Origin of the sequence: Leclercia adecarboxylata (assembly GCF_023639785.1) — a bacterium.
GTDB lineage: Bacteria > Pseudomonadota > Gammaproteobacteria > Enterobacterales > Enterobacteriaceae > Enterobacter > Enterobacter adecarboxylatus_D.
In genome coordinates this window covers 2,316,096-2,332,850 of record NZ_CP098325.1, presented here as the reverse complement: position 1 = coordinate 2,332,850, position 16,755 = coordinate 2,316,096, and the positions used below count along the sequence as shown (strand labels likewise).

General features: G+C 58.0%; 13 protein-coding genes. 8 read left to right on the top strand and 5 right to left on the bottom strand.

Annotated elements, in window-relative coordinates; genetic code table 11:
- Nucleotides 1-100: 100 nt before the first annotated feature.
- On the top strand, nucleotides 101-700 hold the full coding sequence (locus tag NB069_RS11195) for an inorganic diphosphatase (RefSeq protein WP_250589415.1): 600 nt from the start codon (nucleotides 101-103) through the stop codon (nucleotides 698-700).
- 37 nt (nucleotides 701-737) lie between these two features.
- On the opposite strand, the gene NB069_RS11190 is transcribed toward NB069_RS11195, so the two are convergent.
- On the bottom strand, nucleotides 738-2,447 hold the full coding sequence (locus NB069_RS11190) for an ABC-F family ATP-binding cassette domain-containing protein (RefSeq protein ID WP_250589414.1): 1,710 nt from the start codon (nucleotides 2,445-2,447) through the stop codon (nucleotides 738-740).
- A gap of 350 nt (nucleotides 2,448-2,797) precedes the next feature.
- Between NB069_RS11190 and NB069_RS11185 the strand changes: the two genes are divergently transcribed.
- Nucleotides 2,798-3,997 (top strand): MFS transporter, encoded by a 1,200-nt coding sequence (locus NB069_RS11185; RefSeq protein ID WP_250589413.1) that lies wholly within the window; start codon nucleotides 2,798-2,800, stop codon nucleotides 3,995-3,997.
- Between the two features lie 99 nt (nucleotides 3,998-4,096).
- On the opposite strand, the gene NB069_RS11180 is transcribed toward NB069_RS11185, so the two are convergent.
- The 3 genes from NB069_RS11180 to bdm form a co-directional block, all read right to left on the bottom strand.
- Nucleotides 4,097-5,794, bottom strand: a complete 1,698-nt coding sequence (locus NB069_RS11180; protein ID WP_250589412.1) for an NAD-dependent malic enzyme — start codon at nucleotides 5,792-5,794, stop codon at nucleotides 4,097-4,099.
- A gap of 173 nt (nucleotides 5,795-5,967) precedes the next feature.
- Nucleotides 5,968-6,105: a stationary-phase-induced ribosome-associated protein gene (gene sra, locus NB069_RS11175; protein ID WP_250589411.1), complete on the bottom strand. Its 138-nt coding sequence runs from the start codon at nucleotides 6,103-6,105 to the stop codon at nucleotides 5,968-5,970.
- A gap of 80 nt (nucleotides 6,106-6,185) precedes the next feature.
- Nucleotides 6,186-6,401 (bottom strand): biofilm-dependent modulation protein, encoded by a 216-nt coding sequence (gene bdm, locus NB069_RS11170; protein WP_139565102.1) that lies wholly within the window; start codon nucleotides 6,399-6,401, stop codon nucleotides 6,186-6,188.
- 367 nt (nucleotides 6,402-6,768) lie between these two features.
- Between bdm and NB069_RS11165 the strand changes: the two genes are divergently transcribed.
- Nucleotides 6,769-7,197 carry an OsmC family protein gene (locus NB069_RS11165; protein ID WP_250589410.1) on the top strand — a complete coding sequence of 143 codons (429 nt, stop codon included), beginning with the start codon at nucleotides 6,769-6,771 and terminating at the stop codon, nucleotides 7,195-7,197.
- Between the two features lie 25 nt (nucleotides 7,198-7,222).
- On the opposite strand, the gene NB069_RS11160 is transcribed toward NB069_RS11165, so the two are convergent.
- Entirely contained in the window at nucleotides 7,223-8,128 is a 906-nt protein-coding gene (locus tag NB069_RS11160; protein WP_250589409.1) for a LysR family transcriptional regulator, read from the bottom strand.
- A 126-nt stretch (nucleotides 8,129-8,254) separates the two neighbouring features.
- Here NB069_RS11160 and NB069_RS11155 point away from each other — a divergent pair, with 126 nt between their 5' ends.
- The 5 genes from NB069_RS11155 (at nucleotide 8,255) to treY (ending at nucleotide 16,745) form a co-directional block, all read left to right on the top strand.
- Nucleotides 8,255-9,004 carry an SDR family oxidoreductase gene (locus NB069_RS11155; RefSeq protein WP_250589408.1) on the top strand — a complete coding sequence of 250 codons (750 nt, stop codon included), beginning with the start codon at nucleotides 8,255-8,257 and terminating at the stop codon, nucleotides 9,002-9,004.
- Between the two features lie 198 nt (nucleotides 9,005-9,202).
- Nucleotides 9,203-10,435, top strand: coding sequence for a diguanylate phosphodiesterase (locus NB069_RS11150; RefSeq protein WP_250589407.1), 1,233 nt, complete (start codon nucleotides 9,203-9,205; stop codon nucleotides 10,433-10,435).
- A 198-nt stretch (nucleotides 10,436-10,633) separates the two neighbouring features.
- Nucleotides 10,634-12,184, top strand: coding sequence for a methyl-accepting chemotaxis protein (locus NB069_RS11145; protein ID WP_250589406.1), 1,551 nt, complete (start codon nucleotides 10,634-10,636; stop codon nucleotides 12,182-12,184).
- 257 nt (nucleotides 12,185-12,441) lie between these two features.
- Nucleotides 12,442-14,226 carry a malto-oligosyltrehalose trehalohydrolase gene (gene treZ, locus NB069_RS11140; protein WP_250589405.1) on the top strand — a complete coding sequence of 595 codons (1,785 nt, stop codon included), beginning with the start codon at nucleotides 12,442-12,444 and terminating at the stop codon, nucleotides 14,224-14,226.
- Entirely contained in the window at nucleotides 14,226-16,745 is a 2,520-nt protein-coding gene (gene treY / locus NB069_RS11135; RefSeq protein WP_250589404.1) for a malto-oligosyltrehalose synthase, read from the top strand. Before treZ ends, treY begins: the two co-directional genes overlap by 1 nt.
- Nucleotides 16,746-16,755: the final 10 nt, after the last annotated feature.

The window sequence follows — 16,755 nt, the reverse complement described above, 5'->3', positions numbered from 1 at the left end:
TAAATATATGGTCATTATTTCTGCAGCAAATATGTCATGTTTCTGACATAACCAGCCCTTAAGGTGTTGTCTTCTCAATAACCGAAGAGTTAAAAAGACAATGCATCTGGTAAAAAAACTTCTCGCAGTGAGCGTTCTGATGTCGGCGTCCGTACAGGCGCAAAACATTCTCGAATTCCCCCAGCCTGATAACAACCCGGAAGAGTTCTACGCCGTGACCGAAATTCCTGCGGGCGGGATCATTAAGTATGAGACTGACGCTAAAACCGGTTTTATTGTTGCCGATCGTTTCCAGTCGATGCCGGTGGCTTACCCGGCGAACTACGGCTCGCTGACCCAGTCCCTGGCGGGTGATGGCGATCCGCTGGATGTAATTTTCTATACCCGCGCACCTATGGCGCCGGGCACCCTGATTAAACTGCGCGCCATTGGCGTGCTTAAGATGATCGACGGCGGTGAGAAGGACGATAAAATCGTGGCCGTGCCGGCCAGCAAAATTGACCCGACCTATGACGACATCAAAGAGTTAAGCGATCTGCCGAAGATTGAGCAGCAGCGTCTTGAGGCGTTCTTCCGCGTGTATAAACAACTCCCGGAAGGGCGCAAGTCGGTGGAGCTGAACGGCTTTAACGATGCCGCCACCGCGAAGCAGGAAATCAAACAGGCATGGGATGCCTGGAAAACGCAGCAACCGAAATAAACCAGTGCCCGGCGGCGGCTACCCGCCGGGCATTGCCTTACAGCTGCGCCGTCAGCGCGGCAATCTCCTCCTGCCATTGTGCCTGAAGCTGCGGCTTCTGATGTTTAGGCTTACGCTGCCGATCCTCTTCCAGCAGTTTCTCCAGCATAATCAGCCGCTCCAGCAGATCCTCTGCGGGTTCAGCCTGTCCCGTCGTTGGCGGCGCGGATGACGACTGGACAGGCAGTGCGCTGTCGTCACGCAGACGGGCAAACACGGCGTCAGCGTCATGCCATTCGCTCAACACCCCGTTGTCAATCAACCAGAAACGGTTGCAGCTCTGGCTGATTAACTGCCGATCGTGGCTGACCAGCAGCACGCCCCCTTCGAACTGTTGTAACGTTTCCGCCAGTGCCTCTTTGCCTTCCATATCCAGGTGGTTGGTGGGCTCATCAAGCATCAGCAGGCTGAAGCGCGCCAGCGTCAGGCCAATAAACAGCAGCCGCGAGCGTTCACCGCCGCTCAGGGTGCTAACCTTTTGCCCGTGCCGCGCCCAGGCGAACCCGGCCGAGATCAGCGCCATCTTGCGGTCCTGTATGTTCGGGGCGAACGGCTCCAGGGCGTCAATCAATGTGGCCTCATCCGCTAACTGGTGCAACGTCTGATCGTAATAGCCAGGCGTGACCCGAGGGTGGAGGGTTAATCCGGTGTGGCATTCTGCGGCAGTAAACTGCTGCCAGATAAGCCGCATCAGAGAGGATTTGCCGCAGCCGTTGCGTCCGACGATGGCGACCCGATCCCCGCTTTTCAACCGGACGCTATCCACCGAGAACAACGACGGCAGACCAGGGGCGGGTGCGACCTCGAGCGAGGCGATCTCCAGCAACCGGTCGGCCCGCAGGGCATCACCACGCAGGGTTAAGGTCCAGGGGCTGCCTGTCGTCAGCGACGTCTGGCTCTCCTTCAGCCGCTCTACCTGGCGCTCCATCTGCTTCGCTTTACGGGCCAGGTCTTCGTTGTCGTAGACCTTGCCCCAGGTCGCCAGCCGTTTTGCGCTGGCGGTGACCCGGTCGATCTCCTTTTGCTCCGCTTTGTGACGCAGCGCATCGCTTTCGTCTTTCTCAGCCAGCGCCTGGCGCGCGCGGGTGCAGGGAAGGGCAAAGTAGTGCAGCGTTTTATCCCGCAGGATCCAACTGCCGTTAGTGACGGCATCCAGCAGTTGCCTGTCGTGCGATACCAGCACAAAGCTGCCGGACCAGCGCTGTAAAAACTGCTCCAGCCACAACAGCGTGGGCAGATCCAGATGGTTGCTGGGTTCGTCCAGCAGCAGCAGATCCGGCTCTCTAATCAGCGCCCGCGCCAGCAGGAGTCGCGTGTGCTGTCCGCCACTCAGCGTGGCCGATTGCAGGGCGGTATCGGCCGGGGAGAAGCCCATGCTTGCCAGCAGGGTCTCCGCCCGCCAGCGCAGGCTTTCACGATCGGCAACCGGCAACTGTGCCAGCACCGCGTCGAGCATGGTCAGCGGATAGATTTCAGGCGGAAGGTGCTGCTCCACCCGCGCCATCAGGCAATGTCCGGCCAGCGCCACCGTACCGGAAAGGGGCGTGTCGGTGCCGTCGAGGATCTTCAGCAGGGTACTTTTGCCGCAGCCGTTATCACCCAGCAGACCGATGCGGTCGCCTTTTTTCAGGCTGAAGGAGAGGTTGTCGAACAGCGTGCCGAAGGCGGTATCAACACGTAAAAATTGTGCAGTCAGTAATGTGCTCATTTGCTTACTCAAGAGTTACAGGCATAAAAATGCCTCGTCAATCAACGCTGACGATAACCCGGTAAGCCCGAGAGAAGGGGTTGTCTTAGGTGTCTTCGCTCAAGCCGAAGTTATCGCAGCACGGAACCGATAACGCTTGAGCAGGTGCGATCACCAAGGTGAAGTGAAATATCAAAAATTTCACAGCACAGCATAATTAGCCTCCTTTGTATTCAGTGGATTGATAGATGAAGCGAGTGTAGCGGGGAATAGCGTTTACAGCAAGCGAGGCCATTTGGTTGCATTTTAGAACCACTTCATCTAGCCTTTAAATGGTTTTATTTTAAAACCATTAAGGGAGAGTCGGGAGCATGAAAGCGCAACTCACATTAGTGCCTGGTCAGGCGATAACCGCAGGACTGTCGCGCAGCCTGGTGTGGCTATTTGCCATCGCCAGCGGCATGAGCGTGGCCAATGTCTATTTTGCACAGCCGCTGCTGGATGCGCTGGCGCGGGATTTTGCCATCAGTCAGGCGGCAATCGGCGGGGTTGTTAGTGCAACCCAAACCGGTTGCGCGCTGGCTCTGCTGTTTCTGGTGCCCCTGGGGGACAGGGTCGAGCGTCGTCGTCTGATGGCTATACAGCTTGTAGCGCTGGTTGCGGCGCTGGCTGTAGTAGGGATGGCGCGATCCGCCCCGGTACTGCTGGCGGGGATGCTTGCCGTCGGCCTGTTGGGAACGGCGATGACCCAGGGGCTGATCGCCTACGCGGCAAGCGCTGCGTCGCCTCATGAGCAGGGGCGGGTGGTGGGCGCGGCGCAGGGGGGCGTCTTTATCGGATTGCTGCTGGCGAGGGTGTTCGCCGGTGGCGTCAGCGACCTGGCGGGCTGGCGCGGGGTTTATCTCTGTGCGGCGGGCCTGATGCTGATTGTTGCGATCCCGCTCTGGCGGCGACTGCCTGCCTTGCCACCCGGCGGTACGCTGAGTTATCCACGCCTGCTGGCCTCGATGCTGACCCTGTTACGGGAAGAAAAGGTGCTGCAGGTCAGGGGGATACTGGCGCTGCTGATGTTTGCGGCGTTCAATATTTTCTGGAGCGCGTTGGTGCTGCCCCTGAGCGCGCCGCCCTATAATTTCTCCCATACCGCCACTGGCGCATTCGGGCTGGTAGGGGTGATTGGCGCCCTGGCTGCCGCGCGGGCCGGGCAGTGGGCCGACCGGGGTCTGGCGCAGCGTACCAGCGCCATGGCGCTGACGGTGCTGCTGCTGGCCTGGTGGCCGCTGTCGTTGATGGAGGTGTCGCTGTGGATGCTGGTGACTGGCATCGTGCTGCTCGACCTGGGCGGCCAGGCGCTACACGTGACGAATCAGAGCCTGATTTTCCGCACCCGACCGGAAGCACACAGCCGGCTGGTGGGGCTGTATATGCTGTTTTACGCCCTGGGCAGCGGGCTGGGGGCGATCGGCACCACCGTCACCTATGCCCATCTGGGATGGCAGGGGGTATGTCTGTTGGGGGCCGGGGTAAGCTTGCTGGCGCTGTTGTTCTGGTGGATGACGCGGGGGAGGTAAGGTACGGTGGGTTTGCCGGGGGGCGGCTTCGCCTTACCCGGCCTACCATGACGATACCCAAGGCCGGGCGCGCGCCAGCGCTGCCCGGCATTTCAGGGGTTAAATCGAGGTACGACGGTAGCTGCGGTATTCCGGCTTCCAGAAGTTCTCGTCAATGGCCTGCTGCAGGGCATCGGCAGAGGTTTTTACCGCCACGCCTTGCTGCTGGGCCATTTTCCCGACCGCAAAGGCAATGGCGCGGGACACCACGTGAATATCCTTCAGCTCTGGCAGAACCAGCCCTTCGCCGTTATTCACCAGCGGCGAGTGCTTGGCCAGGGTTTCGCTGGCGGACATCAGCATCTCATCGGTGATGCGCGACGCGCCCGAGGCGATGACGCCGAGGCCGATACCCGGGAAGATATAGGAGTTGTTGCACTGGGCGATGGGGTAAATTTTGTCCTTCCAGACCACCGGCGCAAACGGACTCCCGGTGGCGACAAGAGCGTTACCTTCGGTCCATGCGATGATGTCCTGCGGGGGCGCTTCCACCCGCGAGGTTGGGTTAGAGAGCGGCATCACGATAGGACGCGCGCAGTACTTATGCATCTCGCGGATGATCTCTTCGGTGAACAGCCCGGTCTGGCCGGAGACGCCAATCAGAATATCCGGCTTGACGTTGCGCACCACATCCAGCAGGGACAGGACCTCATTGTCGGTATCCCAGTTTTTCAGGTTCTCGCGCTTTTGCACCAGTTTGGTCTGGAACGGCAGCAGGTTTGGCATGGCGTCGGTCAGCAGGCCAAAACGGTCCACCATAAAGACGCGGGAACGGGCCAGCTCTTCGCTCAGACCTTCGCGCTGGGTCTGGGCGATAATCTGCTCGGCGATACCGCACCCGGCGGAGCCCGCACCAAGGAAGACAATCTTCTGATAGCTCAGCTGGTTGCCCGCCGCGCGGCTGGCCGCAATCAGCGTGCCCACGGTTACCGCCGCGGTGCCCTGAATATCGTCATTGAAGGAGCAGATTTCGTCGCGATAGCGGTTCAGCAGCGGCATGGCGTTTTTCTGGGCGAAATCTTCGAACTGCAGCAGCACGTCCGGCCAGCGATGCTTCACCGCCTGGATGAAATCATCCACAAACTGATAGTACTCATCGTCGGTGATGCGCGGATGACGCCAGCCCATGTACAGCGGATCGTTGAGCAGCTGCTGGTTGTTGGTCCCGACATCCAGCACCACCGGCAGGGTGTAAGCCGGGCTGATACCCCCACAGGCGGTGTACAGCGACAGTTTACCGATAGGGATACCCATCCCGCCGATCCCCTGGTCGCCAAGGCCGAGAATACGCTCGCCGTCGGTTACCACGATCACCTTGATGTTGTGGTTGGAGACGTTTTGCAGGATGTCGTCCATGTTGTGACGGTTCTGATAAGAGATAAACACGCCCCGGGAACGGCGATAGATCTCCGAGAAACGTTCGCAGGCGGCGCCGACGGTTGGGGTGTAGATCACCGGCATCATCTCGTCGAGATGATTTTGCACCAGGCGGTAGAAGAGGGTTTCGTTCGTATCCTGGATGTTGCGCAGGTAGATGTGCTTGTCGATCTCGGTTTTGAATCCCTGATACTGGATCCAGGCGCGTTCGGCCTGCTCTTCGATAGTTTCAACCACCTCTGGCAACAGACCCAGCAGGTTAAAGCTGCTGCGCTCTTCCATGCTGAAGGCGCTGCCTTTGTTCAGGAGAGGGAATTCCAGCAGAACCGGACCGGCGTAAGGAATATAGAGGGAGCGATGTTTTTTGGCTTTGTTGTCCATGTTACTCACTTTTGTGTATATCCGTCCCTGGCACTGTTGTTAATCATCGTTGCTGTCGTGCCCTTAGGGGGTGTCAGGCGGGTAGTATAAAGGAGGTCAATGTTAAATGCCGCATCATACAAACAAAAACACCACCGGTAATACCGATGGTGTCGGGGATCGTACGGGTGAACTTATTTCGGTTGGTGGCGTTTTCTGCCGGTGGCATGGGTGACCTGCGTTTCGCTGTCACCTTCAATCACCACTTTGCGCTGATTAGACAGCTTGTAGTTCAGTCCCAGAATATGGCGTGCCTGACGGTTCGATTTCATGTTGACTCCTCCATCCTGTTGATGTTGATAAGGCGAACAAAATGTAACCCCTTAGGTTGCTGATCCAGCATAGCAGGTTTTCAGAAACTGTCGTGTTGGCCGCTCACAACGTAGTTAATGGTCTGCTGGTAGATATCACTGAGGATGTCATTATCTGAGGCTTCCACCCATTTTGTCAGTTCCATTAAAATGTCATCTTCAGTGACAGCGCCCATTTCAGCGCGCAGGCCCTGTGCAATAGCGTTAACCAGCTCCGGCTGTGCGGATGTTGTATTTGCAGAATAATAATTAAACATGTTGCCTCCGTGTCGTTTTCTGTTTAATGGTCCGGCTCGCAAAAACATCAGTGGTATTCAGAATGGCAAATATTTATGCCGCTGTGTTTAAGAATCGTCTCAGAAATATTGTTGTCATAAAATCATGCTTTTTCATGATCTTAAAAAACAGAATATATTCTCTATAACCTTAGAATATATTTATATACCATTCGGCATCAGACAATTAAATATTGCCGAAGACGGATTTAAATTACACGGAAAAAACGGATTTGCAATACGTACACCCCCTTAAATTTCACAGAATTTTCTTGATATATCACTAATCCGGGTTGCCCTCGCTGCGTGGTCTATACTGAAGGCTTTGTAAGCCAAAAGGAGAGCAACAATGACTATTCATAAGCACGGTTCAGCACACTGGTCTGGCGACATCAAACGCGGCAAGGGGACGGTTTCCACCGAGAGCGGCGTTCTCAATCAGCAACCTTACGGCTTCAATACCCGCTTTGAAGGGGAAAAGGGCACCAACCCGGAAGAGTTGATTGGTGCGGCGCATGCGGCATGTTTCTCTATGGCGCTGTCGTTGATGCTGGGTGAGGCGGGTTATACCGCAGATTCCATTGATACCACTGCGGATGTCTCGCTGGACAAGACCGACAGCGGCTTTGCCATCAGCAAGGTGGCCCTGCAAAGCAAAGTGACCGTTCCGGGCATCGACCCGCAGCAGTTCGACGGCATCATCCAGAAAGCGAAAGCCGGATGCCCGGTGTCCCAGGTGCTGAAAGCTGAAATCACCCTCGACTATAAACTGAACTAACACGCCTGCCGGGCGCTCTGCCCGGCTATCCTTTTACTGCGTCCGGAAACACCTCCGCCATCCATGCAATAAACACCTTCAGACGATGCGTCATATGCCGGTTTTGCGGATACACCACGTAAAACGGGTACTCTGGCGGGCGCCAGCTGGCGAGGATCTCCACCAGCGCTCCCGACTCAAGCAGGGCACCCACCGAATAGCGAAACGTCTGAACAATCCCCATCCCGGCCACCGCTGCGGCCAGGTGTGCATTGCTCTCGTTCACCCCAATTTTATGCACCAGGGTAATGTCACAAATGCCATCCTCGTGGGTAAAGCGAAACGGCACGGCGCGCCCGGTCACCGGCGACAGATAACAGACCAGCTTATGGCCGTTGCGTAGCTCTTCGGGATAAGCGGGGATCCCGTACTGCTTCAGATAACCCGGCGTGGCGCAGGTGACCATCCGGGCATTGCCGATGTGCCGGGCGATCAGGGAGGAGTCCTCCAGCGCGCCGCCGCGGATGACGCAATCCACATTGCCGCTGATCAGATCCACCGGGCGGTCGGCCACGCCGAGATCGATCCGTATTTCGGGATAGCGGCGCATAAAATCCGGCAGGGCCGGGATCAGCACATCCCGGGCCGTGGAGCCGCCTACATCTATGCGCAGGTGCCCCTGAGGTTGCTGTTTTGCCGAACTGAAAGAGGTGTCGATCTCTTCGATGTCAATCAGCACCCGGCGGACTTTTTCATAATAGTCCTGCCCCTCCGGGGTTGCCGTCACCCGCCGGGTGGTACGCTGCAACAGGCGCACGTCCAGATGGGCTTCCAGCGCCTTGACCAGCTTGCTGAGGGTGGCGATGGGCATATTCAGCGAATCTGCCGCCCGGGTAAAGCTGCCGGTTTCCACCACCCGGGTATAGGCGCGCATGGCCATGAGTTGATCCATAGAGTGGCACTCACCGAAACGGGGATTATTTCCCCTGAGAAAAAGTGATTTCCATTTTTGCTGATTTTTCCTTAATCCCGCAAGCGATAGAGTGCCTCCACACCCACAACGCGGAAGGAAAATCACATGAACACAGTCTTAACAGGTAAGGTCGCTCTGGTGACCGGCGGCACCAGCGGTATCGGTCTGGCAACGGCGAAAGAGCTGCAGGAACAGGGGGCGAAGGTCTATATCACCGGTCGCCGTCAGGCAGAGCTGGAAAGCGCCGTCGCCACTCTCGGCGGGCAGGTCACCGGCATTCGCGCCGACGCCTCTGTACTGGCGGATCTCGACAGGGTATATGCACAAATCGCCGAACAGTCCGGGCGGCTGGACGTGCTCTTCGACAACGCCGGTGGCGGGGATATGCAGCCGCTGGGCGCGATTACCGAAGAGCACTTCGACCGTATTTTTGCCACCAACGTGCGCGGCGTGCTGTTTACCGTGCAGAAAGCGCTACCCTTGCTGGCTGATAAAGCATCGGTGATCCTGACCGGCTCCACGGTCTCTGTTAAAGGCACCGCTAACTTCAGCGTCTACAGCGCCAGCAAGGCGGCGGTGCGGAACTTCGCCCGCTCCTGGGCGCTGGATCTACAGGGGCGCGGTATCCGGGTGAACGTGGTCAGCCCGGGCCCGATTAAAACGCCAGGGCTGGGCGAGCTGGTGCCGGAGGATCAGCGTCAGGGGCTGTTCGATGCGTTAGCCGCCACGGTACCGCTGGGCCGTATTGGCCAGCCGGAGGAGGTCGGCAAAGCGGTGGCGTTCCTTGCCTCCGATGCCGCCAGCTTTATCAACGCCGTTGAGCTGTTCGTGGATGGCGGGATGGCGCAGATTTAACCTGAGTTCATGCCAGGGATGGCGTGATACCCTGCAGGGACATGGACGTTTGAGCTACGCAGGCGTTAAGCATTCACCCACCATCTTTGAACCGGATCGCCTCTTTCCCGATATATCTTTTTAATACTATTAGTCGTGAAATGTAATTTATGCTAAACAAGTGCTTATAAGACTTCACATCAATCGGAAACAATAGCTGTGCTGACTACTCTCATTTATAAAAGCCAGTTAAATTCATCCTGCAAATCTTTATCCCTTCTCTCACTTGTTGAAAAAGCCAAATGCAGCAATGCCGCGCTGGATGTGACGGGCATTTTGCTGTTTAACGGCCTGGATTTTCTGCAGATCCTCGAAGGGTCGGAAGAGGTCATTGAACAGCTGTTCGTGAAGATAAGCCAGGACAAGCGCCATTTTGGCGTGGTGGAGATGATGCGTGATTACGCGCCGCGCCGCCGATTCGAGAACGTGGGCATGCTGCTGTTCGACCTGCGGATCGATACGCCAAAATCGGTGCGTTCATCCGTTCTTCGCTACAGCAAGCTGGATAATTATCTGGCGGCAGAAGACAGGGTATTTAAATTTATTCAGTCTTTTATCAACCAGCAAAAACAGACGAGCAATGGCTCGGCCTTTCTGCCAGAGAAATGGACTCTGACCCCGGAAAGCTCCCCCTTTGGTCATTCCGTTGACGGGCTGATTGCGAACCAGATCTGCCAGTTTGCCCTCCAGCCTATTGTGCAGCCCGGCGAAGGGAAAATTTCCTCGCTGGAGGCATTAATCCGTGGTAACGATGGCGGCAGCCCGGAGCGTTTTTTTAACGGCATCGACCAGGATAAAGTGTACGAAGTGGATCTCCAGACCAAGGCCTACGCCTTTGCGCTGGCCGAGAAAATCGGCATTGGCGATCATAAAATCGCCATAAATCTGCTGCCGATGTCGCTGGTGAACGTGCCTGGTGCCGTCGATTATCTGATGGACCAGATCCTTGCCCATGGCCTGCTGCCTGAGCAGGTGGTCATTGAAGTTACCGAAAACGAAATGATCTCCGGCTTCAACCAGTTTAACAGCGCCATTAAGCAGCTGCGGGCGGCGGGCATTGGCCTGGCAATTGATGATTTTGGCTCTGGTTATGCCGGGCTCTCGTTATTAACGCGCTTTCAGCCGGATAAACTGAAAATCGATCGCGAGATTGTCAGCAATATTCATCTCAGCGGCCCCAAGCAGGCGATTGTAAAATCGATTGTCAGCTGCTGCACCGACCTGGAGATTGCGCTGGTGGCCGAAGGTATTGAGAAGATCGAGGAGTGGTGCTGGCTGGAGTCGGCAGGCATCAGGCGTTTTCAGGGCTTTCTCTTCTCCCGGCCTAAATTAAACGGGGTGGGCGATATCCACTGGCCGCATTTTTCCAGCGCTGCTTATTTAAGCGATTAAATATTCGGCAATCACCGTTGAATAAATAGTTGAGTATTTTCAATGCATCACGGGTTAAAATATTAGCAATAATTTTGTAATGCCGTGATTTTAATAAATTTAATTATTTTGTGGGTTTTTTATAAATAAATAACTTTAACTCAATCTTAAATTTTCGCTGCCGATAATACCTCAGACCGTATTGTTTCTGAGGTATTTATGTCTTTAAAAAAATCTTCCCTTGCCATTCTGCTTGCCCTGCTGTTTTTCTTTGTCGCCAGTGCCGCTACCAACGTCTGGCTGGCCATTAAGAGCAATGACTCCCTGGATAACGTGAATAAAGAGATTCAGGTGGTGTTATCCATTATCGATCCCATCAACCACAGCCGTACCCTGCGCGTGCGGGTTATGGAGTATATGCAGCAGGTGGAGAGCGGGGACACCACCGGTCTCAACGAGAAGCTGGCCTCCGTTAAGCTGGCCCTGACCAAAGCGGACGGCGCGTTTGCGTCCTTTAATGCGGCACCACGTCTGGCGGATGAGGCGCCGTTAGTCAAAGATTACAACGACGCCTGGCTGGCCTACCGCGATCGTGGCCTGGCCCCGCTGATTGAAGCGGCCTCCGCCCACGATAAAGCGAAGTTTGATGCCCTGATCCCGCTGATTTCCGGTCTCGATCGTCAGTATGAAATCGTCCTCGACCAGGTGCTCTCTGTGCACCAGCAATACGCGAAACAGCTGAATGACGATGCGCGTTCCCACTTTGCCTCTGGCTTGATCATCATTGCCGCTTTTGCCGCGCTGTTTGTGGTGGTGATTATCGGGGTAAGTATCCTGATGAAGCGCTTCGTGTTCACGCCGATTCACCTGGCCCGGGCGCACTGCAGCCGGATCGCTGCCGGTCAGCTTACAGAAGCGGTGCCGCAGAAAGCCGGATCCAAAAATGAGATCGACCTGCTGATGGGCTCGATGGAGCAGATGCGTCTGGCCCTGCTGGACACAATCTCTCAGGTGCGTGAGGCCTGTCGTACCGTGAACTATGCTTCGCAGGAGATCGCTTCCGGCAATATCGACCTGGCGTCCCGTACCGAACAGCAGGCGTCTGCCCTGACGGAAACCGCCGCCAGCATGGAGCAATTGAGCGCCACGGTCGCTAACAATACCGACAATGTTTACCAGGCCGGCAAGCTGGTGCAGGATGCGGTAACCAATGCCCGCACCGGGGAGGCCGTGACCCGCGAGGTGATCGATACCATGAACACCATCGCCGCAAACTCCCAGCGCATCGAAGATATCACCAGCGTGATTAACAGCATCGCGTTCCAGACCAACATCCTGGCGCTGAACGCCGCCGTTGAAGCCGCCCGGGCCGGTACCCAGGGCCGCGGATTCGCGGTGGTAGCGACCGAGGTCCGCACCCTGGCGCAGAAAAGCGCCGTGGCGGCAAAGGACATTGAGAACCTGATCGCCCAGTCGGTCTCCAGCGTGAAAAGCGGTTCGCAGCTGGTCAATCGCTCGGGTGAGGTGATTCATGCCATCATCGCATCGGTGAATAAGGTGAATGCGCTGATGGAGCAGATCCAGGTCGCCTCCGAGGAGCAGAGCCGCGGGATTGGTCAGGTAGGGCAGGCGGTGACAGAGATGGACGGCGTGACTCAGCAGAACGCCGCCCTGGTGCAGGAGTCTGCGGCTGCAGCAGCCTCGCTGGAAGAGCAGGCCCGACACCTCACGCAAAGCATCGCCAGCTTCCGCCTGCCGGAACCGGCATAACCTTCGCTACCCTGTGTTTGCCCGGCGGCGCTGCGCATGCCGGGCCTACGCCAGGCCGGGTAAGACGCAGCCGCCACCCGGCAATCCCGCGCTGTTGCACCCCTTAACCGCTTCGTCGTGACCCACCTCACATTAAATTTCCTGGTCTATGCTTGATGTTCATGCGCGGTGGATTGCCGCCGCACTTTCTCTTTTTCCCTCTGCGTAACGGCAAACGTTAAGCAACCCGAGGAACACGGGTCAAACGAGGTGGTGGAATGACAGCAAAATCTATTACGTATTGGGGTTATGAACACGTTGATGCGAACACCCTTCGCTTTCATTTATGGGCCAGCGGCCAGGAGCAGGTTTCCCTGCGTCTGAACGACGAGACTCTGGCGATGCACCCGACCGGTGACGGCGGCTTCGACCTGACGGTCGACTATGTCAAACCCGGCTCGACCTACAGCTACATTCTGTCTGACGGCACAGCCGTGCCGGACCCGGCTTCCCGCGCTCAACAGGGCGATGTGAATGGCCCATCGCTGGTATGCGATCCAGACAGCTACGTCTGGCGCAATACGCACTGGCGAGGCCGCCGCTGGGAAGAGAGCGTGGTCTATGAGCTGCATATCGGTACTTTTACCCCTGAAGGCACATTCCGCGCGGCCACCGAGAGACTGCCGTATCTGGCTTCGCTCGGTATCACCATGATTGAACTGATGCCCGTATCGCAGGCCGGAGGCAATCGCGGATGGGGCTATGACGGGGTCCTGCTCTATGCCCCGCACAGCGCCTACGGCACGCCGGATGAGCTGAAGGCCTTCGTCGATGCTGCCCACGGCCTGGGGCTGTCGGTGGTGCTGGATATCGTGCTGAACCATTTCGGGCCGGAGGGCAACTATCTCCCGCGCCTGTCGCCGGACTTTTTCCATCCAGAGCGGATGACGCCCTGGGGGAACGGCATTGCCTACGATCTGGCCCCCGTTCGCCAGTTTATTACCGATGTGCCGCTGTACTGGCTGACCGAGTTCCGCTTCGACGGACTGCGCTTCGACGCCATCGATCACATTACAGATTCATCTGAAAAACACGTTCTGGAGGAGATTGCTGAACGCATTCGGGAGGCGATCACCGATCGCCCGGTGCATCTCACCACCGAAGACAGCCGCAACATTATTTCGCTCCATCCGTACCGGGAGGACGGCACGCCGCAGCTTTTCACGGCCGAATGGAATGACGACCTGCATAACGCCATCCACGTACTGGCGAGTGGCGAAACCCACGCCTGGTACCGCGACTTTGCCCATCAGCCGGAGAAATGGGTGGCCCGGGCGCTGGCGGAAGGCTTCTCATACCAGGGCGAAATCACGCCCCGGCACCGGGAGCCGCGCGGCGTGAAAAGTAGCGATCAGCCGCCGGTGGCGTTTGTCGACTTTATTCAGAACCACGACCAGGTGGGTAACCGGGCCCACGGGGATCGTCTGCTCTCCCTTATCGGGGAGAACCGTACCAAAGTCCTGCTGGCCGCGCTGCTGCTGTCGCCGCACATTCCGCTGCTGTTCATGGGCGAGGAGTATGGCGAAACCCGGCCCTTCCTCTTCTTTACCGATTTTCACGGGGAGCTGGCCCGCGCGGTACGGGAAGGTCGGGCGAAAGAATTTGCCGACCACGCCAGCCATCAGGAAGAGGGGGTGCCCGATCCGAATTCGCCGGAGACGTTTGAGCGGTCAAAACTCGACTGGGACAAACTCAACCAGCCGGAGGGTGAGAGCTGGCTGAACTTTACCCGCCATCTGCTTGAGCTGCGCCAGCAGGCGATTGTGCCGCTGCTGGCGACGGCCCGCAACGGCGGGGGGAAGGTGCTGGAAACCGGACCCGGCTGCGTGGCGGTGATCTGGACGTTTCCACGGGGGACCTTGTCGCTGGCGTTCAACGTCGGCGGCCATACCGAGGAGATGCCGGATCTGCCGGGAGAAACCCTCTTTGCCTGGCCTGAGATCCATACTGAATTACGCCCCGACACCCTTATTGTCCGACTTGCCCCTGGAGAAACACATTAATGATCCCCACAGCGACCTGGCGTATTCAGTTTCGTAATGGCATGACCTTCGATCGTGCCGCCAGTCTGGTGCCTTATCTGCAACAGCTCGGCATCAGCCATCTGTATGCCTCGCCGATATTTACCGCTGCCCGTGATTCAACCCACGGTTATGACGTGACCGATGCCAATGAGATAGACCCGACCCTTGGCGGTCGCGCCGGGTTTGACCGTTTGTCCAGCGCCCTGAAGTCGGCGGGGCTGGGGCTGATCCTCGACATCGTCCCTAACCATATGTCCACCTCGCTGGAGAACGCCTGGTGGCGGGATGTGATTGAGCATGGCGAGAAGAGCCGCTATGCCCGCCATTTTGATATCGACTGGTCGCGCCGCCTGACGCTGCCGTTTTTAGGCGATGACTTTGAGGTGGTGCTGGCGAACGGCGACATCAGCGTGCAGCGCGACCCCGATACCGGTAAACCGGCGCTGGCCGTTTACGATGCCTTTTATCCGCTCACCCCCGACAGCTGGATGGGGCGGGAAGAGGAGGTGCTTGGCCTGCGCGACCCTGCTGCGATAACCCGCCTGCATAACCAGCAGCCATGGCGTCTTACCAGCTGGCGCGATGCCCCGCGGGATCTCTCCTGGCGGCGCTTCTTCGAGATAACCGGCCTGGTGGGGGTGCGGGTTGAAGACGACGCGGTATTTGATGACAGCCATGCGCTGATCCTGGAACTGGTCCGTTCCGGGGCGGTGGACGGGCTGCGTATTGACCACGTGGACGGCCTGGCCGATCCGCGCGCCTATCTGCAACGTCTGCGCCAGGAGGCTGGCCCCGAGTGCTATATCACCGTAGAGAAGATCCTCAGTAAAGGGGAGAACCTCCCGACGGACTGGCCCATCTCCGGGACCACCGGGTATGAATTTATCGCCTCGCTCTCTGAAGTGCTGGTGGATGACGACAAAATTGACCGTCTGCGTCAGGCCTACGACACCGTGATCGGTACCCCGGTGGATATGGATGCCGAACTGCGGGCTGCCCGCCTGCTGATGGTGGATCGCAATTTTGCCGGGGAGTTTTCCACCCTGGTGAAGCTGGCAACAAACCTGGCGCAGACAGAGGGCGTGGCCTTTGAAGAGGAGACGCTGCGCCTGGCGCTGCGGGAACTGCTGGTGGCCTTCCCGGTGTATCGCACCTACGGCACGGCGCAGGGGATGTCCGCCGCCGACGTGCGGCTGCTGCACAGCGTGCTGGCGCACGTCACTGCCGACCAGCCGTCTCTGGATCTCCTGACCCGCATTCTGACCGGCGAAGTCTCCGACGCGGCCCGCGACACGGCCAGTGAGTTCCGCACCCGCTTCCAGCAGCTGACCGGGCCGCTGATGGCGAAATCGGTCGAAGACACGCTGTTTTTCCGCCAGCACATGGATCTGGCGCTGAACGAGGTGGGGGCCGAGCCGGTTCCGCGCGCCTTCTCGTTAACGCGCTTTCACAGCGAAATGGCGGCGCGACGTGAGCGGCAGCCGGATGCGCTCTCCGGCACCTCAACCCACGATACCAAGCGCGGGGAAGATGCCCGCGCCCGGCTCTATACCCTGACCGAAGCGCCGGAGATGTGGGCGGAGTGCGTGGCCCGCTGGCAGCAGCTCAACCAGACCCATGTCCGCTTTCTGAACGACGGTACGGCGCCCCGAGGCGCCGACACCTGGATGCTCTATCAGGCGCTGGCGGGAGTCTGGCCGCCGGAGCTGCAACCTGAGGACGCGGCAGGACTGAAAGCGCTGGAAGAACGTTTTCTCGCCTTTGTGGAGAAAGCGCTGCGCGAAGCCAAGCTGCGCACCGACTGGGTGGACAGCAACGAAGCCTATGAAACGGTGGTGCTGGAGTATGCCCGCCATCTCTTATCCCCGGAGAATCAGGATTTCCTGCGCGACTTCACCAGCGCATTACGCCCGTTTATCCGCGCAGGCCTGGTCAACAGCCTGAGCCAGACGGTGATCAAACTGACCGGGCCGGGCGTGCCGGACGTTTATCAGGGCAGCGAAGGACTCAACTTTAGCCTCGTCGATCCCGACAACCGCCGCGAGCCGGATTTCGCGCTGCTGAGCCAGCAGCTTCAGCGCGCCGACAGGCACACCGCCTCCCACGAGGCGAGCTGGCTGGACGGGCAGCTGAAGGTGTATGTGACCAGCACGCTGCTGCACCTGCGCCAGCGCAAACCGGCGCTGTTCCGCTGGGGCAGCTATGTTGCGTTGCTGACCCGTGGTGAAAGGGCGGATAAGGCCATCGCCTTTGCCCGCATGGATGACGACGACGCGTTGATTGTGGTGGCACCCCGACTGGCGTTTGCCCGCGCTGCGGAGGCATTCCCGGTTAACGGAGCGGCCCTGTGGGGGGAAACAGAGGTCGTATTGCCTGCCGAACTGGCAGGGCGCCGCTATCAGGACTGTTTTAGCGGTGAAATCGTTATGCCAGGCGAAAGCCTGAAATTACATGATGCACAGGATTGCTGGCGGGTGTTAATTGCCTGCAGCGAATGATGATTGTTCG

Excerpts from the sequence above, each read along its gene's own strand:
- NB069_RS11195 (WP_250589415.1), top strand. The coding sequence starts at position 101 with ATGCATCTGGTAAAAAAACTTCTCGCAGTGAGCGTTCTGATGTCGGCG.
- NB069_RS11190 (WP_250589414.1), bottom strand. The coding sequence starts at position 2,447 with ATGAGCACATTACTGACTGCACAATTTTTACGTGTTGATACCGCCTTC.
- NB069_RS11185 (WP_250589413.1), top strand. The coding sequence starts at position 2,798 with ATGAAAGCGCAACTCACATTAGTGCCTGGTCAGGCGATAACCGCAGGA.
- NB069_RS11180 (WP_250589412.1), bottom strand. The coding sequence starts at position 5,794 with ATGGACAACAAAGCCAAAAAACATCGCTCCCTCTATATTCCTTACGCC.
- sra (WP_250589411.1), bottom strand. The coding sequence starts at position 6,105 with ATGAAATCGAACCGTCAGGCACGCCATATTCTGGGACTGAACTACAAG.
- bdm (WP_139565102.1), bottom strand. The coding sequence starts at position 6,401 with ATGTTTAATTATTATTCTGCAAATACAACATCCGCACAGCCGGAGCTG.
- NB069_RS11165 (WP_250589410.1), top strand. The coding sequence starts at position 6,769 with ATGACTATTCATAAGCACGGTTCAGCACACTGGTCTGGCGACATCAAA.
- NB069_RS11160 (WP_250589409.1), bottom strand. The coding sequence starts at position 8,128 with ATGGATCAACTCATGGCCATGCGCGCCTATACCCGGGTGGTGGAAACC.
- NB069_RS11155 (WP_250589408.1), top strand. The coding sequence starts at position 8,255 with ATGAACACAGTCTTAACAGGTAAGGTCGCTCTGGTGACCGGCGGCACC.
- NB069_RS11145 (WP_250589406.1), top strand. The coding sequence starts at position 10,634 with ATGTCTTTAAAAAAATCTTCCCTTGCCATTCTGCTTGCCCTGCTGTTT.
- treZ (WP_250589405.1), top strand. The coding sequence starts at position 12,442 with ATGACAGCAAAATCTATTACGTATTGGGGTTATGAACACGTTGATGCG.
- treY (WP_250589404.1), top strand. The coding sequence starts at position 14,226 with ATGATCCCCACAGCGACCTGGCGTATTCAGTTTCGTAATGGCATGACC.